This is a genomic window from Pseudomonas weihenstephanensis (assembly GCF_016812185.1).
Classification (GTDB): domain Bacteria; phylum Pseudomonadota; class Gammaproteobacteria; order Pseudomonadales; family Pseudomonadaceae; genus Aquipseudomonas; species Aquipseudomonas weihenstephanensis.
This window is the reverse complement of the sequence record NZ_JAAEBV010000001.1, coordinates 1,160,903-1,184,822: the sequence shown is the minus strand read 5'-3', so window position 1 is coordinate 1,184,822 and position 23,920 is coordinate 1,160,903. Positions and strand designations below refer to the sequence as shown.

The 23,920-nt window shown below is 58.5% G+C and carries 17 protein-coding genes; 8 read left to right on the top strand and 9 right to left on the bottom strand.

What is annotated here, in order from left to right; genetic code table 11:
• Positions 1-126: 126 nt before the first annotated feature.
• The 7 genes from treP to tadA all read left to right on the top strand — a co-directional run bounded on the left by treP (position 127) and on the right by tadA (position 9,454).
• Positions 127-1,569 (top strand): PTS system trehalose-specific EIIBC component, encoded by a 1,443-nt coding sequence (treP, locus tag GYN01_RS05320; protein WP_203306693.1) that lies wholly within the window; start codon positions 127-129, stop codon positions 1,567-1,569.
• A 43-nt stretch (positions 1,570-1,612) separates the two neighbouring features.
• The gene (gene treC, locus GYN01_RS05315) at positions 1,613-3,259 is read left to right on the top strand and encodes an alpha,alpha-phosphotrehalase (protein ID WP_048362631.1); all 1,647 of its coding nucleotides are present in this window, start codon (positions 1,613-1,615) and stop codon (positions 3,257-3,259) included.
• 65 nt (positions 3,260-3,324) lie between these two features.
• Positions 3,325-4,548, top strand: coding sequence for a maltoporin (locus GYN01_RS05310; RefSeq protein WP_203306692.1), 1,224 nt, complete (start codon positions 3,325-3,327; stop codon positions 4,546-4,548).
• A 59-nt stretch (positions 4,549-4,607) separates the two neighbouring features.
• Entirely contained in the window at positions 4,608-7,124 is a 2,517-nt protein-coding gene (gene ptsP / locus GYN01_RS05305) for a phosphoenolpyruvate--protein phosphotransferase (protein ID WP_203306691.1), read from the top strand.
• Positions 7,125-7,126: 2 nt separating this feature from the next.
• On the top strand, positions 7,127-7,405 hold the full coding sequence (locus GYN01_RS05300; protein ID WP_048362634.1) for a PTS sugar transporter subunit IIB: 279 nt from the start codon (positions 7,127-7,129) through the stop codon (positions 7,403-7,405).
• 181 nt (positions 7,406-7,586) lie between these two features.
• A complete protein-coding gene (locus tag GYN01_RS05295) occupies positions 7,587-8,963 on the top strand; it encodes a multicopper oxidase family protein (protein ID WP_203306690.1) in 1,377 nt (458 codons plus the stop codon).
• Positions 8,963-9,454 (top strand): tRNA adenosine(34) deaminase TadA, encoded by a 492-nt coding sequence (tadA, locus tag GYN01_RS05290; RefSeq protein WP_048362636.1) that lies wholly within the window; start codon positions 8,963-8,965, stop codon positions 9,452-9,454. Before GYN01_RS05295 ends, tadA begins: the two co-directional genes overlap by 1 nt.
• A gap of 76 nt (positions 9,455-9,530) precedes the next feature.
• Here tadA and cmoB read toward each other — a convergent pair whose 3' ends face one another.
• The 6 genes from cmoB to lon all read right to left on the bottom strand — a co-directional run bounded on the left by cmoB (position 9,531) and on the right by lon (position 15,550).
• On the bottom strand, positions 9,531-10,487 hold the full coding sequence (gene cmoB, locus GYN01_RS05285) for a tRNA 5-methoxyuridine(34)/uridine 5-oxyacetic acid(34) synthase CmoB (protein WP_203306689.1): 957 nt from the start codon (positions 10,485-10,487) through the stop codon (positions 9,531-9,533).
• Positions 10,484-11,227, bottom strand: a complete 744-nt coding sequence (gene cmoA / locus GYN01_RS05280) for a carboxy-S-adenosyl-L-methionine synthase CmoA (protein WP_048362638.1) — start codon at positions 11,225-11,227, stop codon at positions 10,484-10,486. The genes cmoB and cmoA overlap by 4 nt, the downstream gene beginning before the upstream one ends.
• A 107-nt stretch (positions 11,228-11,334) precedes the next feature.
• On the bottom strand, positions 11,335-11,970 hold the full coding sequence (locus GYN01_RS05275) for a lysoplasmalogenase (protein ID WP_048401161.1): 636 nt from the start codon (positions 11,968-11,970) through the stop codon (positions 11,335-11,337).
• Between the two features lies 1 nt (position 11,971).
• Entirely contained in the window at positions 11,972-12,364 is a 393-nt protein-coding gene (locus tag GYN01_RS05270; protein ID WP_048362640.1) for a protease inhibitor I42 family protein, read from the bottom strand.
• A gap of 92 nt (positions 12,365-12,456) precedes the next feature.
• Positions 12,457-12,954, bottom strand: coding sequence for a hypothetical protein (locus GYN01_RS05265; protein ID WP_203306688.1), 498 nt, complete (start codon positions 12,952-12,954; stop codon positions 12,457-12,459).
• Between the two features lie 166 nt (positions 12,955-13,120).
• A complete protein-coding gene (lon, locus tag GYN01_RS05260) occupies positions 13,121-15,550 on the bottom strand; it encodes an endopeptidase La (protein WP_048362642.1) in 2,430 nt (809 codons plus the stop codon).
• Positions 15,551-15,978: 428 nt separating this feature from the next.
• Here lon and GYN01_RS05255 point away from each other — a divergent pair, with 428 nt between their 5' ends.
• Positions 15,979-18,321 (top strand): GGDEF domain-containing protein, encoded by a 2,343-nt coding sequence (locus GYN01_RS05255; protein WP_048401156.1) that lies wholly within the window; start codon positions 15,979-15,981, stop codon positions 18,319-18,321.
• A gap of 158 nt (positions 18,322-18,479) precedes the next feature.
• Here the strand turns inward: GYN01_RS05255 and GYN01_RS05250 are convergent, their stop codons facing one another.
• The 3 genes from GYN01_RS05250 to GYN01_RS05240 form a co-directional block, all read right to left on the bottom strand.
• Complete coding sequence (locus tag GYN01_RS05250; RefSeq protein ID WP_048401154.1) at positions 18,480-20,897, bottom strand: glucose/quinate/shikimate family membrane-bound PQQ-dependent dehydrogenase; 2,418 nt, start codon at positions 20,895-20,897, stop codon at positions 18,480-18,482.
• Between the two features lie 135 nt (positions 20,898-21,032).
• Entirely contained in the window at positions 21,033-22,415 is a 1,383-nt protein-coding gene (locus GYN01_RS05245; protein WP_203306687.1) for a carbohydrate porin, read from the bottom strand.
• Positions 22,416-22,625: 210 nt separating this feature from the next.
• Positions 22,626-23,918 carry a nucleotide disphospho-sugar-binding domain-containing protein gene (locus tag GYN01_RS05240; RefSeq protein WP_048362645.1) on the bottom strand — a complete coding sequence of 431 codons (1,293 nt, stop codon included), beginning with the start codon at positions 23,916-23,918 and terminating at the stop codon, positions 22,626-22,628.
• Positions 23,919-23,920: the final 2 nt, after the last annotated feature.

Genomic DNA, 23,920 nt, shown 5'->3' with positions numbered 1-23,920 from the left:
TGTCCATAAAAATAGCCAACTCGTCTGTACTAGTTGTTGATTTAACTGGTACAGACGAGTAGTTTGCGTTTTAGCGCGCTGTACGGGTGACGCTCCATAACAAGAATTCCAAACAGGACATCCTGCATGAGTCACGATTACTCATCGATCGCCAGCCAGTTGTTGCACAGCCTCGGGGGGGCCGAAAACCTTGAGCAGGCAGCCCATTGCGTGACACGTCTGCGCCTGGCGTTAAAAGATCCTGCTCTGGTCGACAGCACCACGCTCAATCAGATCGACTTGGTCAAAGGTTCCTTCTTTACCGGGGGGCTGTATCAGGTGGTGATTGGTCCCGGCGAGGTTGAAAAGGTTTACGCCGCTTTGCGCGAGCAAACCGGGCTGGCGGCCTCCACCATCGCGGATGTCAAACAGAAGGGCGCCGACAAGGCCAACGCCATGCAGCGGCTGGTGCGGGTGTTCTCTGATGTGTTCATGCCCATTCTGCCAGCGCTGATCATCGCGGGCCTGCTGATGGGGGTGAACAACCTGCTTGGCGCCAAAGGCATTTTCATCGCCGACAAAACGTTGCTCGACGCCTACCCCTCACTCGACGGCGTGTGGAGCCTGATCAATCTGATGGCCAACACCTCGTTTGTATTCCTGCCGGCGCTGGTCGGCTGGTCGGCGGCCAAGCGCTTTGGCGGCAGTGAAATCCTCGGCATTGTGCTGGGCTTGATGTTGGTTCACCCCGACCTGCTCAATGCCTGGAACTACGGCAAAGCCGTTGCCGGGCTGGACGGCCAAAGCCTGCCTTACTTCGACATCCTGGGCCTGTTTCAGATCGAAAAAGTCGGGTACCAAGGGCAAATCCTGCCGATCCTGCTAGCTGCCTACGTGATGAGCGTGATTGAAAAATGGCTGCGTGCCCGGGTGCCCAATGCCATTCAACTGCTGGTGGTGCCGATCACCACGATCGTGGTGACGGGCGTGCTGGCGCTGGCCATCATCGGGCCTGTGACCCGGCATCTGGGCATTCTGATTACCGAAGGCGTGGTCATGCTGTTTGATCTGGCACCGGTGCTCGGCGGCTTAATCTTTGGCCTGCTTTACGCACCGCTGGTGATCACCGGTATGCATCACATGTTCCTCGCCGTCGACTTGCAACTTATTGCCACACAGGGCGGTACGTTCATCTGGCCGATGATCGTGATGTCCAATCTGGCGCAGGGCAGCGCTGCGCTCGGCGTGTTCTATATGAGTCGCAATGTGCGTGAGCGCAGCATGGCGTCCACCTCGGCGGTGTCTGCGTACTTTGGCATCACAGAACCGGCCATGTTCGGTATCAACCTGCGCTACAAATTCCCGTTTTACGCCGCGTTGGCTGGGTCGGCGCTGGGCAGCATTTTCCTGTCGCTGAACAAAGTCCAGGCCTCGGCCATTGGTGTCGGCGGCTTGCCCGGTTTCATCTCGATCATTCCCCAGTACATCCCGATGTTCGTCATCGGGATGCTGGTGGCCATCGCGGTGCCGTTTGTCCTGACCTGTGCCTTGAGCCTGAAAATCATCCGGCCAGGCTTTCGCGTGGCCTGATTCACTGCCCCGCGCGTTTAAAAAAATTATTGAAGGAACCCCCATGCAAGACTGGCAGCGTTCGGTGATCTATCAGGTTTACCCAAAAAGTTTTCACAGCCACGCGGGCAATGCCACCGGGGACTTGCTGGGTGTGGTCGACAAGCTTGATTACCTGCAATGGCTGGGCGTTGACTACCTGTGGCTGACGCCTTTTCTGCGTTCACCGCAACGCGACAATGGCTATGACATCAGTGATTACTACGCCATTGACCCGAGCTACGGCAGCATGGCCGATTGCGAGTTGTTGATCGGCGAAGCCCGCGCCCGAGGCATCAAGTTGATGCTCGACATTGTGGTCAACCACACCTCGATCGAACACGAATGGTTCGTGCAGGCGCGTAGCAGCCTCGACAACCCGTACCGCGACTTTTACATCTGGCGCGACCAGCCCAATAACTGGCAATCCAAGTTCGGCGGCTCGGCGTGGGAGTACGAGGCCCAAACCGGCCAATACTATTTGCATCTGTTTGATCACACCCAGGCCGACCTCAATTGGGACAACCCGAAAGTGCGGGCCGAAGTCTACAAACTGATGGGCTTTTGGCGTGACAAAGGTGTAGGCGGTTTCCGTCTTGACGTGATCAATCTGATTTCCAAACCCGCTCACTTTCCGCAAGACGACAGTGATGGCCGCCGGTTCTATACCGACGGGCCGAACGTGCATGCCTACCTGCAAGAGATGCACCGCGAAGTGTTTGCCGGCCACGATCTGGTCAGCGTCGGTGAAATGTCCTCCACCTCCCTTGAGCATTGCATTCGCTACTCCAACCCCGAATGCAATGAACTGTCGATGACCTTCAACTTTCATCACCTGAAAGTGGACTACCCGAACATGCAGAAGTGGGTACGCGCCGACTTCGATTTCCTTGAGCTCAAACGGATCTTTTCTGACTGGCAAGTGGGGATGCAAGCGGGGGGCGGCTGGAATGCCCTGTTCTGGTGTAACCACGACCAACCGCGTGCCGTGTCGCGGTTTGGCGATGACGGCGAGTATCGCGTGGTCTCGGCCAAGATGCTCGCCAGCGCGCTGCACTGCCTGCAAGGCACGCCGTATGTGTATCAGGGTGAAGAAATCGGCATGACCAATCCGGGCTTCGAACGCATCGAGCAATACCGCGATGTCGAGACCTTGAATATCTATCGTCTCAAGCGTCAAGCGGGGGAGGCTGAAGCCGATTGCATGGCCGCGATCATGCAAAAGTCGCGGGACAACAGCCGCACGCCCATGCAGTGGAGTCATCAGCCGAACGCAGGTTTCAGCACGGCGCAACCCTGGATCGGCATCCCTGATAACGCGTCATTGATCAACGTTGAAGACCAAGTGAATGACCCGGCTTCGGTGCTGCATCACTACCGTCAGTTGATTGCCTTGCGCCGTACCGAACCGCTGTTGCAGCACGGCCAATATCGCGCGCTGCTGATCGATCACCCGCAGGTTTGGGCATACCTGCGCCAAGGCGACAACGAGCGTTTGCTGGTCCTTAACAATTTTTACGGCACCGCCTGTGAGCTTGAGCTGCCCGAGCACGTCATCAGCCACGGCATGACCCAGCGGGTAGTGATCAGCAACTACGCCGACTGTTCGCCGCGAACGCGCAACATCCGGCTGAGACCCTATGAATCGTTCGTCTTGCACCTCAAACACTGAAACACCCCGCTGAAGGAGAGGGTGTTTAACGGCTCTGCCCCATAAAAATAAGAAAGGTCGTCTTTATGAACACAGCACTCAACCGCCGCATTTTCACCACCTGTTTATGCCTGCTGGCACCGCTGCCAGCCCAGGCCCTGGAGTTCTCGGGTTACTTGCGCAGTGGCGTTGGCAATTCGCTCAACGGGGGCAAGCAATCGTGCTTCAAACTGCCGGGCGCCGAGACCAAATACCGGCTGGGCAATGAATGTGAACAATACGCTGAACTGGAGTTGCGCCAGGACCTCTACACCCTCGATGACGGTTCGGTGCTCAGCGTCGATGGCATGGCCTCTTTCTACAACCAGTACAACCGCCAACTGACCTTTCAGGGCGACAACGGCTCGGTGCGCATGCCGCAGCTATACGCACAATGGTCCAACCTGCCGAGCCTCAATGGCGGTTCGCTGTGGGCCGGACGGCGTTATTACAAGCGTAACGACATCCACATTTCTGATTTCTACTACTGGAACCAGAGCGCCACGGGCGGCGGTATAGAAGACGTGCTGATCGGCGGCCTCAAATACAGCTACGCCCTGTCACGCAAAGACAGCCTGTATCAGGAAGACTACGTGACGCGCCACGATTTCAACGTTGCAGGGTTCAACATCAACCCTGACGGGGCGCTGGAATTTGGTTTGACCTACCTCGACAAGCCTCAGCGCACTGACGCCCACAGTGGTTGGGCGATCACCGCGCAGCACGTGCAAAGCGCCTTTTTAGGCGCCCAGAACAAATTTGCCGTGCAGTACGGCGAAGGTTCCGGCACAGGCTTGGGTTACACCGGCAACACCAAACTGGACAACAGCAGCAAGCGTTACCGCATCGTCGAGTTCTTTGACTGGCAAGTGACCCCGCGTTTCGGTGGGCAGGTCGAAGCGGTCTATCAAAAGGATTTTCGCCCGCACGGAGGCCATCAGGAGTGGATGTCCCTGGGGGTGCGGCCTGCTTATGCCGTCAGTGAGCAATTCAAATTGGTCACTGAGCTGGGGCACGATCAAGTCAGGGCAAAGGAGGGCACGCGCACATTAAGCAAGTTCACCTTCGCGCCCACATGGTCGCCTAAAGGCCCCGGCTTTTGGGAACGCCCGGAAATCCGTTTGTATTACACCTACGCCAGGTGGAACAAAGCCGCGCAACGTGCCGCTAATCAGTTGGATGCAGGTTCAGCGTTGTCGGACAGCGGCGCTTTTGGCAAGGCGCGGCACGGGTCAAACATGGGTGTGCAAGTCGAGTACTGGTGGAAATAAGCGACGCTGTCGGGGCTTGCGCTCCATCGGCATATAGCGAATCAACTGTAGGTGAGTTCATGGCCATATCCCCACAACTGGAACTGCTGGCGCCATTGGCTGGCGTGCTGCTGGCGCTTGATGATGTCCCGGACCCGGTGTTTTCCAGCCGCCTGATGGGTGACGGCGTTTGCATTGATCCCACCTCGCAGGTGTTGTGCGCACCACTGGCCGGGGTGGTCAGTAATCGGCAACACACCGGTCATGCGCTCAGCATCACCCATGACACGGGTGTGCAAGTGCTGCTGCATATCGGCCTCGACACCGTAAACCTCGGCGGCGCAGGCTTTAGTGCCCTGGTGGTCGAGGGACAGCGGGTCGAGGCCGGGCAACCCTTGATTGAGTTTGACGCTGATTACCTGGCCCTCAATGCCCGCAGTCTATTGACGTTAATGCTGGTGATCAGTGGCGATGGTTTTGTCGCGCTGGATGCAGACCAGGGCGTGGTTGAGAGCGGCCAACCGCTGTTGCGGGTACGACCGCGCGAGCTGGACGTGCAGCCTGAGGTTCAAGGCGGTGAAGCATTGCACTCAGCGGCTCAGTTACTGGCTAACCCTAATGGTCTGCACGCGCGTCCAGCAGGCGTTTTGGCTCAGGCTGCAAAAACCTTTGATTCGGTCATTTATCTGCACCTACAGCACGAGACAGCCAACGCCAAGTCACTGGTGGCAATCATGGCGTTACAGACGAAATATGGTGACAGTGTGCACCTGAGTGCCGCGGGCCATGACGCTGAGGCGGCAATCACGGCGTTGTCACACCTGTTGGCCAGCGGTTGTGGTGAATCTGTAACGAGCGCAATGCACGCGCCACAGCCCGAACCTCTCGTCCAGCAGCCCGTATCGGGTGTGCTGCGCGGTGTGTGCGCCTCTTCGGGTGCAGCGTTTGGGCACGTGGTACAAGTGGCGGCGTGTACGTTGGAGGTGGTCGAAAACGCCACCGATGCGCCGCATGAACGGGCCTGTTTACAAGACGCTTTAGCGCAGGCAGACACCCAGTTACAGACGCTGCGCGACAACGCCTCGAATACCGCACAGGGCGAGATTTTCAAAGCGCATCAGGCGTTGCTGCAAGACCCGAGTCTGCTAGAGCATGCCGACGAACTGATCTATGCGGGCAAGAGCGCAGGCCATGCCTGGCGCCGCGCCACTGAGACCACGTCAACCTTGTTCAAAAGTTTGGGCAGCCACCTGCTGGCTGAGCGCGCGCTGGACCTTGACGATGTCGGGCAGCGGGTGCTCAAACTGATCCTCGGTGTGCAAGACCAAATGCAGGTCTTGCCCGAACATGCCATTTTGATTGCAGAGCAATTGACCCCTTCACAGACGGCGGCATTGGACACCCGCAAAGTGGTGGGCTTTGCCACGGTGGGCGGCGGAGCCACCAGCCACGTTGCCATTTTGGCCCGCGCCCTGGGTTTGCCCGCTCTGTGCGGGGTTGCCCCGCAGGTGCTGGCATTGGCCAATGGCATGCCGGTTTTGCTCAATGCAGACGCAGGCGAGTTGCACTTGCAACCTGATGACGCCCTGGTCGAGCGGCTGGAGGTTCAGCGCGTTCAGCTTCAACAACGTCGTCAGCTCGATGTGCAGCACGCATCGCAGGCCGCCTGCACCCGCGACGGGCACACGATAGAAATCACGGCCAATATCGCCTCGCAGGCAGAAGCTGAACAGGCCATGACCCTGGGTGCTCAAGGGATCGGGCTGTTACGTTCGGAGTTCCTGTATCTGGAGCGCAACAGCGCACCCACGCACGAGGAGCAAGTGGCCACCTACAGGGCTATCGCTGATGCGGTGGGGCCTGAGCATAATTTGGTCGTACGCACGCTGGACGTGGGTGGTGATAAACCGCTGACCTACGTGCCGATGGCGCTTGAGAGCAATCCGTTTCTGGGCATGCGCGGCATTCGCCTGTGCCTGGAGCGACCTGAACTGTTGCGTGACCAATTGCGCGCAATATTGGCCAGTGTTGATCTGGCGCGCCTGCACATCATGTTGCCGATGGTCACTCATTTGTCCGAGCTGCACGAAGCCCGCCGTGTGCTGCAAGACGAAGCGCAGCGAGCGGGCCTGGTCCAACTGCCCAAGCTGGGCATCATGATCGAAGTGCCTGCGGCGGCGTTGATGGCCGACGTGTTTGCGCCGCACGTGGACTTCTTTTCGATTGGCACCAATGACCTGACCCAATACACCTTGGCGATGGACCGCGATCACCCGCGTCTGGCCAACCAGGCCGACAGCCTGCACCCGGCAGTGCTGCGTCTGATCGCCCATACCGTCAAGGCTGCGCATGCACATGGCAAATGGGTGGGTGTGTGTGGGGCTTTAGCGTCCGAGGCGCAGGCGGTGCCTGTGTTGCTGGGGCTGGGTGTGGATGAGCTGTCGGTGAGCGTGCCGCTGATCCCGACCATCAAGGCGCAAGTGCGCGAGCTGGATTTCAATGCCTGTACCACCTTGGCGGATCAGGTGCTGGGGTTCGATAGCGCGCAACAAGTACGCGCTGTTTTACAGCCTCAATCCGTGGTGTTGGAGAACTGAACATGTTTGCAAAATTGCATCAGGCGTTTTGGAAAGCACTGACGCCGGACTTGCTCCCGGACACGAACGTTGCCTCCTCGTTACTCAACAACGCCACGTTGGCAGGCTTGGGGGGCGCGGTGAACATCAAATCCGAACAAAAAGTGGCATTGACCCGCGTGCGCGTGGTGTTGCGCGACGGGTCGAAGCTGGACACGCAAGCGCTGCACAGAGCGGGCGTGCCGGGGGTCATGGTGCTGGCAGACAACGTGGTGCACCTGCTCGTGGGGCTTACACCTTAGGTGCTGCCGCGGGCTGCAATCTTCGGATGTGCTAAAAAAGCTCGCAGCCAGCCAGGGTGTTTTCGGCGTGTGGACTGCGGCCCTTCGCCACCCCGGCCTTACTGTTTCTCAACCGCAGGTGTATCGTATTCGCCTTTTGCGGGCCTAAAGCCCGCTTACGATACGAGAGGTAGTTGAGCCCATGTCCTTTACCCGTCGACAAATACTCGGTGGTTTAGCCGGCCTGGTAGTGGTGGGTGTTGGCGCAGGAGGCGCTTCGCGTTACTGGTTGGGCAAAATGGCCGATGCCGAAGCGGGCCACGATTACGAACTGATTGCCGCGCCCCTCGACGTGGAACTGGTGCCCGGTCATCAGACCGAGGCGTGGGCCTTTGGCCCTTCGGCACCTGGCACCGAATTGCGGGTGCGTCAGGGCCAATGGCTGCGGGTACGCTTTATCAACCACCTGCCAGTATCGACCACCATTCACTGGCACGGTATCCGCTTGCCGCTGGAGATGGACGGCGTGCCTTACGTCTCGCAGTTGCCGGTATTGCCGGGCGAATATTTTGACTACAAGTTCCGCGTGCCAGATGCGGGCAGCTTTTGGTATCACCCGCACGTCAACAGTAGCGAAGAGCTGGGCCGTGGGCTGGTCGGGCCGCTGATTGTTGAAGAGCGCGAACCTACCGGCTTTACGTATGAACGCACCTTGAGCATCAAGAACTGGCATGTGGATGAAGAGGGCGGTTTTATGCCGTTCAGCATCACCCGTGAGGCGGCTCGCGGCGGTACGCCCGGGCGCTTGTCGACGATCAATGGTAGCCATGTGCCGACGATTGAGCTGCCCGCAGGGCAGATCACCCGCGTGCGCCTGCTTAATCTCGACAACACCTTGACCTACCGCATCAACATCCCCGGCGTGCAAGCCAAAATCTACGCGCTGGACGGTAATCCCATCGAGCCAAGGCCGTTGGGCAAGGAATACTGGCTAGGCCCTGGCATGCGCATTTGTCTGGCCATCAAAGCCCCGGCGGTGGGTGAGGAGCTGTCGTTGCGTGATGGTCCGGTACGCCTGGGCACTTTGCGCTCGGTTGCCAGCAACGACGCCCCCGCCCAATGGCCCCCTGCGTTGCCCGCCAACCCGATTGCCGAGCCGGACGTGGCCAATGCCGAGAAGATCAACTTCAACTTCGAGTGGGTCGGTTCGGTGTCCGAGGATCTGGGGCCTGATCAGCCGCCGAGCTTGTGGCAGATCAATGGCATCGCGTGGGACATCAAAGACAAAACCTGTGCTGACCGGCCCATCGCCAAGCTCAAGCTGGGCCGCAGTTACATCTTCGAATTGAAGAACATGACCCAGTACCAGCACCCGATTCACTTGCATGGCATGAGCTTCAAGGTGCTGGCGTCTAACCGCAAAAAAATCATCCCGTACTTCACCGACACCTACCTGCTGGGTAAAAACGAACGTGCCCGCGTAGCGCTGGTGGCGGATAATCCCGGCGTGTGGATGTTCCACTGCCATGTGATTGACCACATGGAAACCGGCCTGATGGCCGCTATTGAGGTTTCCTGATGCGACAAGGGCGTCAACCCCAGATCATCGACCGCAGCCGCGATCAAGACTATATGCGTGAAGCGCTGGCGCTGGCGGCACAGGGCGCCGCACTGGGTGAAGTGCCGGTGGGTGCAGTGCTGGTGCAAAACGGCGAAATCATCGGGCGCGGTTTCAACTGCCCGATCAGCGGTCACGACCCCAGCGCCCATGCCGAAATGGTCGCCATTCGTGCGGCGGCGGCGGCGGCCAGCAACTATCGACTGCCCGGCAGCACGCTGTACGTGACGCTGGAGCCGTGCAGCATGTGTGCCGGTTTGATCGTGCATTCGCGGGTCGCGCGGGTGGTGTACGGTGCATTGGAACCCAAGGCTGGAATTGTGCAAAGTCAGGGGCAGTTTTTTACCCAGGGCTTTCTCAACCACCGCGTGCTGTTTGAAGGCGGCGTGCTGGCCGAGGAGTGCGGCACAATGCTCAGCGAGTTCTTCAAGGCCCGCCGGGCGAAATCCTGATCTATCGGCGCTGCCCAAGGCTGCGATAAGGGCCGCTGCGCAGCCCATTGCAGCCTTGGGCAGCGGCTACAGCGGTTTATTTTTTGGCCACAATCACTGCGCGCATGGGCGCAGGCAAGCCTTCGATGGTTTTGCTGTGATCGTTGGGGGCAAGGTAGTCACTCAGCGACTGGAACTTCATCCACTCTGTCGCCCGTTGCTCCTCAACGGTTGTAATGCTTACGTCCACGCAGCGCACATCGCTGAAACCGGCGCGCCGCAACCAGCGCTCCAGCGCAGCAATCGATGGCAAAAACCATACGTTACGCATTTGCGCGTAGCGGTCCTCGGGCACCAGCACCTGATTCACGTCGCCTTCAATCACCAGTGTTTCCAACACCAGTTCGCCACCTTTGACCAGGCAATCCTTGAGCGCCAGCAAATGCTCGATCGGGGAGCGGCGGTGGTAGAACACACCCATGGAGAACACGGTGTCGAAGCCTTCCAGATTCGGTGGCAAGTCTTCAAACGGGAACGGCAGGTGCCAGGCGGCTTCTTGCTGCAAAAAGCGTTGCACGGCCTGAAACTGGCAGAAGAACAACCAGTTGGGGTCCACGCCGATCACGCTATGGGCGCCTGCACCGAGCATGCGCCACATGTAGTAACCATTGCCGCAGCCGACATCCAGGATGCGCTTGCCTTTGAGGTCGATGTGCGGCGCAACCCGTGACCACTTCCAGTCCGAGTGCCATTCGGTGTCGACATGCACCCCGAACAGGTCAAACGGGCCTTTGCGCCACGGCGACAAGCCCATCAGCGCCTGGCGCATACGCGCACGGGTGTCGTCGTCGCAGTCAGTGTCGAGCGTGAGGCCATTGAGCAGGTCAATTTCAGTGGGTGTAACGTCAGGCAGCGCATCCAGAGCGCTTTGCCAGCGCTCAAGGTCACCGTGACCTTTCTCCATTTTGGTGTCGAGCTGAGCTTGCAGGGTGTCGGCCCATTCAGCCAAAGGCGTGCCGGCCAGACGCCGGGCGAGAGGGGAAAGATCAATCATGGCAAGGCAATCAACGAGGCAAAGTTAAGACACTGGAACCACGGCACGACTTTCGAGAACCCGGCCGCCAGCAGGCGTTCGCGATGTTCTTCGAGGCTGTCGGGCTTCATGACGTTTTCGATGGCGCTACGCTTTTGTGCGATTTCCAGATCGCTATAGCCGTTGGCGCGCTTGAATGCGATGTGCAAGTCGGTGAGCAGCGCGTGCTCGTCTGCGTCATTGAAGCGCAGCTTCTCCGAGAGGATCAACGCGCCGCCCGGCAACAGCGCCTGGCGGATACGGCCAAGCAAGGCCAGGCGATCTTGGGGGGCAATGAATTGCAGGGTGAAGTTGAGCGCAACCACTGAGGCCGGCTCAAAGCGCAGCGCGAGAATATCGCCTTCGATCACGTCGACCGGCAACAACTCCTGAAACATCGAGTTTTGCCCATTCAAGTATTCGCGGCAGCGCTCGACCATCGCCGCCGAGTTGTCTACGGCAATCACCTTGCACCCTTCACTGCGCACATGCCGGCGCAGCGCCTGAGTGACTGCACCCAGCGAACAGCCCAGATCGTAGAGCACGCTATCAGGCTGGGCGAACTGTGCAGCGAGCACACCGAGGTTTTCGACAATGGTCGGATAACCCGGCACCGAACGTTTGATCATGTCCGGGAACACCCGCACCACGTCTTCGTTAAAGGCGAAGTCCGGCACCTGGGCCAAGGGCTGGGCGAATATACGGTCGGGTTCTTTGCTCACGAGGGTTCCGGCGATGGAAATTTAAAAGGGGCGGCATTTTAGCCAAGTTGGCGCCGGGATGCGCGGTCTGTCTGATAAACCGTTTGGTGGGGTGGACAGATGCTGACTCAGCGTTTGCTCTGACTAAACGCTGAGGCGGCAATGCCCCATTGCCCGAGCCAGTAACTGAGGATGATTAGATACGGTGCAGCGCTGAACTTGAACACAAAGCGGTCGATGCCGATCAGGCTGTCCGAGACCACAAACGCCAGTGCCCCGGCTGCCGCCAGCCAGGCCGAACGCGCGGGGACGGCTGTGCCCAGTCGGGCAAAGGCGCGCCACAGCATGGCGCTGATGGCCAGCGCGTACACGCTGACGGGAATCAACAATTGGCCCAGACCCTGCGCCGCCATGACGCTGAATAAACTCACGCCCGCCATCAAGGCTAACGTCAGCGGTAACCAGGCGACACGCCGGCAATCGCTCAGGTATGCCTTCAGATATGCCAAATGGGCCAGCAGAAAGGCACCCAGACCGAACACAAACAGGTCCACCGGCCAGGCCAGCAGAATGTCCCCCAGCAGTGAAAACAACAGGCCAAGACTGATCCAGCGCCTGTACAGGCTGGGCGGTGCATCTTGCAGCCAGCCGAGCAAGGCCAGCACCGGCAGCGGTTTGCTCAGTAAACACAGCAGCGTGGACTGCATGTTCACACCGTACAGATAGGCGGCGGCGCCCATAACCGCGAGGATCAGCCAAGGCATGTCATTTCACCGTGATAGCGCAGTCAAACACCTGTGCAGGCTCGGCTTCAGGTTCCCACGGTTGCTGATAGGTCAGGCGCAAGCGCCCGGAGCCTGCGGCAAATGCCTGAAAGCGCCAGGTGGATTGCCCGCCGCTACCGAGTAGCTGGCCACTGTCGACGCTTTTGTAGACTTCAGGGCTGAGGCTGCGTAACACGCCGCCGGCGGAGTCCTGAATCGCCCAGCGATAGCCGGTGGTGGGGTTGCTGGGCAAGGTCAGGGTCAAGTTTTGCCCGGTGTGCAATTGCATCGGGCAGTCACTTTGTTCTTCAACGATCACGTTGTGTGCCGGTTGCTGGGCGCAAGCCGTCAGCAGCGTGAGGCCGAACAAGGGAATGAGGCGCGCGAGGGACATTGAAGGCTCCGGTCAGACAATAACAAGCGCGCAGCATAACCCATGCAAGGTGTTGCACCACGCCGCGCGGTTAAAGTCGTGCGCGGCCCTCACTAACTGAACGATGCGTGGGGTGGGGTGATGATGAAGTCACCGCATATTTCGAAAGGCTCGTTGTTGTGGTCACGGCCATCAAAGGTAAACAAACGCGCGCTGTAGCAACTTTCGACCACACTCAATTGCAGGCTGCCGATCTCTGCCTGAATCAAGTAGTAGACATGCTTGCCGTTCAGTTCGACGCACTCTGTGTATGTCATGTCGTGCACAGGCCCAAAATTGCCGCGTGCAAACGGGTAAATACCGGTCTGGATATTGATGTCCAGGGTGAATGCTAGGGAGCGATAGCCTATAGACCCAAAGTCACCCATGTCAGCCGTAATGACGATTTTCTTGTGGCTACTGGCAAAGGTCATTTCATGGGCGTCGAACAAGGCCCTGTCCAGAACATCGGCTTTGAGCTCACCGCTGGTTCTTGGATTGAATGAAGGGCTGCCCAAAAACTTCTGACAGATAACCGCTGGATTTCCATATGCAGGGTGATGCAGTGCCATGATCGTTTCTCGACGCAGTTTTAACAGGCTTGGGGCTATTAGCGTCGGGAATAGGGCAGGTGTCTACTGACAACATTGACAGTGTGGGGTGAACGGCTTGAACCGCGGGACAAGATACGAGGTGTAGCGCATCGTGTCCCGCGACGTGCGGCGTTAGTTCAGGCGGTTAAAACAACACGTTTGCCACGTCGCTAAAGCGCTTGGCAAAGTGGGCGGTAATGCCTTCTTTCAAGTAGTCCGGCAACTCTTCGAAGTGACCACGGTTGGCGTCAGGCAGGATCAACTCGTGAATTTTTTGCCGGCGTGCCGCAATGACTTTTTCACGCACACCCCCAATCGGCAGCACATGCCCGGTCAAGGTCAACTCGCCGGTCATGGCGATGCCTTTTTTGGGCGCTTGATTGCGAGCCAGGGACAGCAGGGCGCTGGCCATTGTCACGCCAGCACTGGGGCCGTCTTTGGGCGTGGCCCCTTCTGGCACATGCAAATGCACAAAGGCCTCATCGAAGAACTTGGGATCGCCGCCGAATTGCTTAAGGTTGGCGCTGATGTAGCTGTAAGCAATTTCAGCTGACTCCTTCATCACATCGCCCAATTGCCCGGTCAGCTTGAACCCGCGGTTGAGCGTGTGAATACGCGTGGCTTCAATCGGTAACGTGGCCCCGCCCATGCTGGTCCAGGCCAGCCCGGTGATGACACCCGTGCCGCTGATCACTTGCTCGTTACGGAACACCGGCATGCCCAGTGAGGCTTCGAGGTCTTTTGGACCTATCTTGATCACCGCTTTGGGATCATCCAGCAACTTGACCACGGCTTTGCGCACCAGTTTGCCCAGCTGTTTTTCCAGCTGACGCACGCCGGCTTCGCGGGCGTAACCATCGATCACGGCGCGCAGTGCACTGTCACTGATACTCAGGCTGCCTTTAGACACACCCGCCTTTTCAAGCTGTTTTGGCCACAAATGACGCTTGGCAATCGCGACCTTTTCTTCGGTGATGTAACCCGACAGGCGTATGACTTCCATGCGGTCGAGCAACGGGCCGGGGATTGAGTCCAGCGTATTGGCCGTGCACACAAACAGCACCTTGGACAGGTCCAGCCGCAGGTCCAGGTAGTGATCGAGGAAATCGACGTTTTGCTCCGGGTCCAGGGTCTCAAGCAAGGCCGAGGCGGGGTCGCCCTGAAAACTTTGGCCCATCTTGTCGATCTCATCGAGCATGATCACCGGGTTCATCACCTCAACGTCCTTGAGCGCCTGCACCAGCTTGCCCGGTTGGGCACCGATGTAGGTGCGACGGTGGCCCTTGATCTCGGCTTCGTCGCGCATACCGCCCACGCTGAAACGGTAGAACGGGCGCCCCAGCGACTCGGCAATCGACTTGCCGACGCTGGTCTTGCCCACACCCGGCGGGCCGACCAGCAGCACAATCGAACCACTGACCGAGCCTTTGTAAGCGCCAACGGCGAGAAATTCGAGGATGCGGTTTTTGATGTCATCCAGCCCCGCATGGTGCGCGTCGAGCACTTTACGCGCGTGCTTGAGGTCGAGTTTGTCTTTACCGAACACGCCCCACGGCACCGACGAAGCCCAGTCCAGATAGTTGCGAGTGACCGCGTATTCCGGCGATCCGGTTTCCAGAATCGACAGCTTGTTCAGTTCTTCGTCGATGCGCTTTTGCGCTTGCACCGGCAGGTTTTTGCCTTCAAGGCGTTGCTTGAATTGCTCGATGTCTGCGCTGCGATCGTCCTTGGTCAGCCCCAACTCTTGCTGAATGACCTTGAGTTGCTCCTTAAGGAAGAACTCGCGCTGATGTTCGCCAATTTTGAGATTGACCTCGGCCGAGATCTCTTTTTGCAGCCGTGCCACTTCGACTTCTTTGCGCAGCATCGGCAGCACTTTTTCCATGCGCTTGAGCATGGGCACGCAGTCGAGCACTTCTTGCAGCTCGTTACCGGTGGCCGAGGTCAGCGCTGCGGCAAAATCGGTCAGCGGCGAAGGATCATTAGGGCTGAAGCGATTGAGGTAGTTTTTCAGCTCTTCGCTGTACAGCGGGTTGAGCGGCAGCAGTTCTTTGATCGCATTGATCAGCGCCATGCCATACGCCTTCACCTCATCGGTGGGCTCTTTGGGCTGCTGCGGGTATTCAACCTCCACCAGATACGGCGGGCGGTGATGTTTGAGCCACATGCTGATGCGCACGCGGGTCAGGCCTTGGGCCACGAACTGCAATTTGCCGTTTTCGCGGCTGGCGTGATGCACTTTTACCAGCGTGCCGTATTCAGGAAGGCTGTCGGTGTCGAAATGGCGAGGATCATCGGGCGGGGTGTCGACAAAAAACAGTGCCAGCGAGTGGTGAGGTGATTTGCTGACCAGTTCGAGGGTTTCGGCCCACGGCTCTTCATTGACGATGACCGGCAGCACTTGCGCCGGGAAGAACGGCCGATTATGGATCGGGATGATGTACACCTTGTCCGGCAGATTCTGTTCTGGCAACGCCAATTCAGTCCCTGCCGAGTGAGGTTGATGTTCGCTGTGCGGGTGTTCTATGTCGGTGTATTCAGTGCTGTTATCCGGGAAATCTTGCTGGTCGCTCATGGGGCACCTGCGCAATGGGGTATGAGGGTTAGATGGGGCGCGGTGTCAGTGGTTTCAATGGTGAAACGTTTTTCATCCTCTAGCCGCTGCCGAAGACTGCGCGGGGTAGCGTAGTCGAGCGCAGGGTTTGCGGTTCAAGAGGCCTGTGTTCAAGCCTGTGGCGAGTGTCAGGGCAGGCCCTTGTCTCATTGATAAAATCTTCCCCGAAGTGCCCGCTCGCTAGGCCTTTGTCGCCAACAACTTGACGGTGGACGGCCCTGATTTATTAGGCGATCTTCTCTCTTGCAGCAGTTACGATTGATAACAATAAAAAGGGAATGGAAAGCCTTGCGACAGGCTTTTCTGGCGATGCAGAGGGAGCGGCGTATGCCTCAGGACATAACCTCAGAGCGGGTAGTGGCATTGACTCAGTGGATCGAGGAGGCAGCATGAAGCTGCGTAACAGTTTTCAGGCGCGTATCAGCCTGTTCCTGGCGTTGCTCTTGCTCGTGGTGATTGGTGCGGTGTACTTCGCCGTCAAAGCAGTGACCATTACGGTGGCCAGCGATCAGGCCGAAGAGCAATTGCGCACCGGCACGCGGGTGTTTGAGCGGTTCATGGATTTGCGTTGGCGGCGCATCCAGTACGGGCTCAACTGGCTGACCAATGACTCTGACTTTCGCCTCGCGAGCATCAATGGCACCCCCGCGGACATCGAGAACGCCTTGCTGGAGTTTGAGGCGAGTATTCGCGGCAGTGATCTGTTTGTACTCGACCTCAATGGCAACATCATCACCAGCACCCTCAAAGGCTTACCGTCCGGGCAGGCCTTCCCCTACGCCAAGGCTTTGAAGATGGCGCGTCGTAACGCTCAAACCATGCTTGTCGGCGTACTCGATGGCCGCCCTTACATGATGGTGCAGAGTGCCGTGATGGCCCCTTTACCGGTGGTGCGCGTGGTGTCTGCGATGCCGATGGACGACGTATTTGCCCATGAGTTGCGTTCGCTGAGCAACCTTGAAGTGTCGTTTATGACCCTTAATAACGGCGAAAACGGGGTGCTGAGCAGCACTCAGCCTGACGTAATGAACGCCAGCATTGTCGCGTTCATGCACACGCATGCGCCGGGCCTGACCGTTCATTTCAGCGAATTTCACCACCAGCGTTTTTTGGGTCAATTATTGCAATTGGCCAACTCCGGCGACCCGGCTAACGGGCAAGTGATGGCGTTGCTGCAGAGCCCGCTGGATCAAACCATGCAGGCCTTTAATTCGCTTGATCGCAAGTTTTTGTGGGTCTCGGTCGGTGCATTGCTGGCGTCCTTGCTCGGAGCCTTGTGGCTGGCGCGGGCGGTCTCGCGCCCGGTCAGTCTGCTGGCAGAAGCCGCGCAACGGATTGGTCGGGGCGACTACGAAACGCCCGTCGAACTCAAGCGTAAGGACGAACTGGGTTTTCTGGCCAAGGCCATCAACGCCATGCAGGCCGGTATTGCGCAGCGTGAGCAGCAATTGGCGCATAACGCCTTGCATGACGCGCTCACCGGCTTGCCCAATCGCGCTCTGGCCATGGAACGATTGGGCAGTGCGATCAGCGCCCGGCGCAACGTCGTCCTGATTTATCTGGGCATTGAAAACTACCGCGTGATCAACGAAAGCTTTGGCCCGGACGGCATGGAGCTGATCATGCGCGAGGCCAGCCGCGCGATGCTCGACACCCTGCACGAGCGCGATACGGCGGCGCGCATCACCGGCAATGAATTTTTGTTGCTGCTGGAGAGCACTCAGGTCGATGCCGGGGTCGCGATGGCCGACACGTTGTATGCGCTGTTGAATCGACCCTTGAGCATCGATGGCCATGACGTGTTGCTCGAGGTTTGCATGGGCATTGCGGTGTACCCGATCAACGGCCAAAGCGTCGAAGAACTGATCAGCAGGGCCGCGATCGCGCGCCGCGATGCAGCGGCCTTACCGGGGTACTTGCAGGTCTATCAGCAGGATCGGGACTTGGCGCATCAGCGGCAAATCCAGCTGATTCGCGACTTGCGCAGCGCCGCCAGCGAGGGCGAGTTGTTTTTGCTGTATCAGCCCAAGCTGGAGATTGGCAGTGGCCAGGTGCGCCAGGCCGAAGCCTTGTTGCGCTGGCGTCACCCGGAGCTGGGCGTGGTGTCGCCAGCCGAGTTCATTCCCTTGGCCGAGCGCACGGGCAGCATGGTATTGCTGACGCAGTGGGTGCTGGAGGAGGGCGTTCGTCAACTGGCCGAGTGGAACCGCAAGGGGCTGGCGCTGCAACTGTCGCTGAACATTTCGGCCGCGGATGTGCACGGTGAAGACCTGTTGCATAAGGTCGAAACCCTGCTCAAGCGTTATGAGGTGTCGGCCGAGCAACTTATTTTCGAAATCACCGAAAGTGCGGTCATGCGCGACCCTGAGCACTCGCTTGGCGTGCTGGAAAAACTGCGCGATGGCGGTATCAGTCTGGCGGTCGATGACTTCGGCACCGGTTATTCATCGCTGGCTCACCTCAAACGCTTACCGGTGCAAGAGCTGAAAATCGATCAGTCGTTTATTCGCAACCTGGATGAAACCAGTGAAGACGCGGTGATCGTGCGCTCGACCATCGAGATGAGCCACAACCTGGGGCTAAAAGTGGTGGCCGAAGGGGTGGAGTATCAACATACCCTTGACCTGCTGGAGCGCTGGCAATGCGACACGGCGCAAGGCTACCTGATCAGTCGTCCGCTGGATGCGCAGGCGTTTGAGGTGTGGTTGTCGCGCCTGAAAGAAACGGCGTAATGATGCGTTTTGAAGGCCAGTTGTAATGGGTGCCGCAAAGTAGAATGGCGTGTAGCGTTGCCGTTGTGAATATCGCAGGTCAGGCTCGTATAAAACGTCAGCCCTAAAAAAAGCGGCTATCTTTCGATAGCCGCTTCGCTTGCCACTCGCTGTGTTACTTAATCGGCGAGTTTGAACGCGATGACATAGTCACCTTTTTTGGTGCCCAGGCCGCCGTGACCACCCGCCATGACCAGCACGTATTGTGTGCCGTCTTTGCCGGTGTAGGTCATTGGAGTGGTTTGGCCGCCAGCAGGCAGGCGACCTTCCCACAGCAACTTGCCGTTGCTTACATCGTAAGCACGCAGGTACTGGTCAAGGGTGCCGCTCAGGAAGGCTACGCCACCGGCGGTGGTGAATGTGCCGCCCAAGCTTGGAACGCCCATCGACAGCGGGATTGGAACCGGCGAACTGTCACGCACGGTGCCGTTCTTGTGTTTCCAGATCACGTTGTTGTTGGTCAGGTCGACCGCCGCAACGTAGCCCCACGCCGGAGCCTGGCAAGGCAGGCCCAGTGGCGACAACAGAGGCTCCAGGATCACGCCGTAAGGCGAACCTTTGTTCGGTTGTACGCCCGAGGTTTCGCCTTTACGTGGACCCATTGCAGCCACATCCGCCTGGGGTACCAGTTTGGAGGTGAAAGCCATGTAGCTTGGGTTCAGGAATGCGATCTGACGCACGGGGTCTACCGAGATGCCGCCCCAGTCAAACACGCCAAAGTTACCGGGATAAACGATCGAACCTTGCAAGGAAGGCGGGGTGTACATGCCGTCATAACGCAGGGATTTGAAGTTGATACGGCACAGCATCTGGTCAAACGGAGTCACGCCCCACATGTCACGTTCGGTCAGGACCGGCGGGATCATGTTCAGCTCTGAGCGAGGCTGCGTTGGTGCGGTGTGGTCGCCTTCAACGGCGCCGCCCGGTGCTGGCACTTCGTGGATCGGTACGATGTCTTTACCGTTGCTACGGTCAAGCACGTAGATGCTGCCTTGCTTGGTGGACGCCAGCAGAGCCGGTTTAACACCGTCAGTCGTTTTAATGTCCATCAAGGTAGGTTGGCCACCTACGTCCATGTCCCACAGGTCATGGTGAGTAAGCGGACGGTACCAGCGGACTTTACCGGTGTTGATGTCCAGCGCAGTGATGCCAGCAGCGTAGCGCTCGGAATCTTCGGTACGGTTGCCGCCGAACTGGTCAGGCGTCTGGTTGCCCATCGGCAGATAGAGCATGCCGAGGTTTTCGTCGACGGCGAACATCGACCACATGTTAGGCGAGTTGCGGGTGTAGGTTTCGCCTTCGGCAATCGGCGCGGTGGCGTCCGGGTTGCCGCTGTCCCAATTCCACACCAGCTTACCGGTACGTACGTCGTACGCCCGGATCACGCCCGATGGCTCATCGGTAGAAATGTTGTCAGTAACGTGGCCGCCAATCACAACCAGGTCTTTGGTCACGGCAGGGGGCGAGGTGGAGTAGTAGCCGCCTGGCGCGAAGCCACCCATGTTGTGGCGCAAGTCAACTGCGCCATTGTCACCGAAGTCTTCGCAGACTTTACCGGTGTCGGCGTTCAGCGCGATCAGGCGCGTGTCAGCCGTCGGCAGGAACAGGCGACGTGGGCACGAGTTGCTCGACGTGGCCGCAGCAGGCTCGGCAGCGCTTTGCTCAGTGCTGGCTTTGGCGTAGGCGTTTTCGTCGTGATACGTCACGCCGCGGCAGGTCATGTGCGCCCAGCCTTTGAAGTTAGCCGCGTTCTGCGTGCTGAGCTTCGGGTCGTAGCGCCAGATTTCCTTGCCGGTGTCTGGGTCAACAGCAATCACCTGACTGTGTGGGGTACACACGTACAGCATGCCGTTCACTTTCAGCGGGGTGTTCTCGGCGGTTGTTTCGCCCGGATCGCCTTCGCCCGGAATGTCCCCGGTACGGAATGTCCAGGCTGGAACCAGCTTGTGGGCATTTTCTGGCGTAATTTCTTTCAGTGGCGAGTAACGGTCACCGTAGGCGGTGCGCCCGTAGGACTGCCAGTCACCCTCCGGCATGGCCGGTGCGGTGTTGGTCATGCCGGGAACAGCATCACGGTCCAGTTGACCCTTGATTTCACCAGGGCTGGTGAACTGGCTGGCCAGTGCAGCCAGGCCTGCCAGTACGACGGCCACGCTCAGTGCACCCGTCGCCACCGGGGCCGATTGGCCGCGCAACAGTGGGCGACGCAACCATGGCAGCAGCAATACGATACCGATCGCAAACCACAGGGCCAGGCGCGGTACCAGTTGCCACCAGTCCAGGCCCACTTCGATCAGTGCCCAAACGGTGCTGGCGAACAGCACCACGGCGTACAAGCCCAGCGCGGCGCGGCGCCCGGCCATCAGCAGTGCGCCTGACAGGCCAAAACCGATACCGGCCAGCAGGTAGTACATCGACCCGCCCAGCGTGACCAGCTTGATACCCCCGACCAGCATGGCCAGGCCCATTAGCAGCAGCAAGATACCGAGCAACGTCGGTAACAGGCGGCTACGACTTGAAGCACCTTCAGTGCTCATAGTGTGGTTCTCCGTTACGTTGATAGTGTTCCCGCATGGGCCGTGGAACACGGCGCGATGCGAGGCGATTCAGTAAAGTTAGTCCTTGTGAGTCAGCTTCAAGCTTCATGCTCGTCGCGGTCGTTCGTGCAGGGATCAGAACGAACTTTGAATCTTCAAGCCGCCGATCAGCGCGTCATCCAGTTGGTTGACGCCGCCCGGATGGCGGATGTATTGCAGGTTCGGTCGCACGGTCAGCCAGTTAGTGACGTGCACGCCGTAATACAATTCGGCGCTGTATTCGGTGTCTTGCGGCGGCAGATAGCTGGCGTCGTCAAAGTCGTACACCGTGCGGGCCTGATTGGTCGCCTGAGCGTTTTTACGATAGGCCGGGTTGACGTGAACCCTGGCCACGGCAAAGCCGATGTCGTCTTTGGCCCGCGCATCGAACACGCCTTTGTAGACGATGCCTGCCTGCACATAGTTATCGATCGGGTTGGTTTTCTTGTCGTGAACGGTGGCGTTGGCGAACACACTCAAGCCCCTCGACTGATCGCTGGCGCGGCGGGTCAGTTGCTGTTGCACACCCAGCCACATGCCGTGCTTGCTCGAACTGCTGCGATAGGCTTCGCCGCTCAAGGCTGCGGCCTGGCCATTGGCATCTTTGTAAACATCGGTTGCCTTGGCACTGCTGTAGTAGTACCCCGCACGATACTCCCCAGGCAGCCCATTAATTTTTGGCGTCCATACCAGTTCAACCGGCAGCACGGCACCTTGGGTGCCACTGCCGCTGAGTTTGAAACCATTGCCACGGTCCAGGTTGGACGGGTTTTGCTCGTAGGCACCGACCTGTGCATACAGCTCAGGGGTGAGGTGGTATTTAACGCGCAACGCCCATTGGCTGACCGGCCAGTTGTACCAAATGCTGCCAGCCCAGTTACCGACCTGCGAACCGCAAAACGCCAGGTTCTGGAAGTCGCACGGGAAGCTGTTGAAGTCTTCGCCCTGACCAAAGCGGCCGACTTTGATGTCGAGCTTCTGATCAAAGAATTTCTGTTGGTACCACATCTGCGTCAGGCGGGTGGTCTGGCCACGGCCCCAGACTTCTTGCGCCGAGGTGAAGCCCCCCACGCGCGGGTCGTTGATGCGATCGTTGCTGATGTTGTTACCGCTGCGATGGGTGATCGTCAGCTTAAACTCGGCATCTTCCCAGCCCAGAATCTTTTGCAAATCCAAGTGCGTGCCCAGGCCGAACTGATCGCTGTAGCGCGCCGTACGGTCGTGGTCATAGCCGCCATGCAGGTTGGAACCCACTTCGCCGACATAGTCGAGGGAGAAGGCGTAGCCTTTTTGCTCCAGCTCGCTACGGGTGCCGTTCCAGTCCCCAAACATCCATTTGGACTCGCTGTCGAACGCCGGGTTTGCCTGCACGCAGGTGGCCAGGCCGAAAGCAGTAAGGCCGCCCATCAGGCTCAGGGCTTTTTGCCCGGCCATAGGAAGCAGCGCACTGTGTTTGCGCAAAATCAGAAATGTGGACATAGGTCGAGGTCGTGAGTCTTTATAGGTATGGCTGTGGCAGTGGTAGCGCTGTCTTGTAAAGATCAGCGCGCACCCTTGAAGATTTGGAGGCGCCGTGAATCGGTTCAGCCTCTAAGAATGGGATGATAAAGCGCTGTAACCTTTTGAAACAGCACTTTAAATGACATGGATCATTTCGGATTTGGTAACAGTGTGCTGCGACCGATCGTCTCAGGCTGTTTCGGCCAGCATTTGCTGGAGTTCGTCTGAAATAATGGCCAGTGCGTCATGCTGTAAAAAATCTTCGGCGATCTCCTTTGCACGGAGGCGATAAGAGGGTTGAGTGATGATTTTTTGCACGGCGTGCGCAATTGCCTGCTCAGAGGGGTAGCTGGTGTTGAGGTTAATGCCGCACCTCGCCCATACCACTCGCGTAGACGTTTCGGCTTTGTCTTCGCCGGTGCCCGCGATCAGCACTGGTACGCCATAGCCCAATGCGCTGTTGATCGAGCCATAGCCGCCGTTGGTGATAAATACACTGGCGTGTGGCAGCACCTGTTCATACGCCACAAAATCGGTGACGCGCAGGTTGTCGGCCGTGGGGATCAGGGACGGGTCGGTGCCCCGGCCGCCGGTAAGCGCCAGCACCTTGACAGGTAAGCCTGCCAGCGCGCGCAACGTGGGCAGCAGCAGTTGATTGAGGTCGGCATTGGCCACCGTTCCCTGCGTCACGATCACCAGCGGACGTCCATCCTCCTCGATGAATGGATCTTTGACGGCGTTTCTGGAGGTTGGAGGATTACGCAGCGGGCCGACAAATCTCAAGTGTTGTGGCAGGTCATCGCGCGCATATTCAAACGCTTGGGTCGACAACTGGCAGAAGCGCTCCACGTCGTTGACCAGCGTATCGCTGAGTGCCGCACGCAATGTGGGGTGCCCGTGCTGGATCAGTGTTTGATTGAAGTAGTCATGAACCTCGTCGATAAGTCGTTGATGATCGCTGATAACCAGCGACTCTCGCGTGCAGTCCGTTGGCAGCACGGCGGGCGGTATGCGCGGGCCGAAGAAGATCGAGTCCCGTGAGCTGAGGCCTAGCGGCGTTTCACCGATGCACATCACTGGGGGGCGTGAGGCGACAGGGCCCAGCAGTAACGGCAGGGCGCCATAAAACACGCTTTCAATGATCAGCGCGTCGGGTTTGAAGTCTTGAATCAGTTGACGCAATTGCAGATCTTGCAGTGGCATGGCATCGGCAAAAAAATTCCTCAGGGCCAGAGCTGTTTGCTCGGGGCCTGGAGGTAGCAAGGCGCGTTGTGGAAAAAGACGGTCTACGTGACGGTAATCGAAGTCGATGTTTTCGTTGAATTCGAAAAACTCGGCGCCAATGTGTTCACCCTGCTGGCGAAACAGTTTGCCGGTCAGTACCCCCAGCTCATGGCCTTGGCCTATCAAGTGTTCAGCGATTTTAAGCAGCGGCAATACATGCCCTGGGCTGGCGGTGCAAGCAATCAGAAGACGTGCCATGT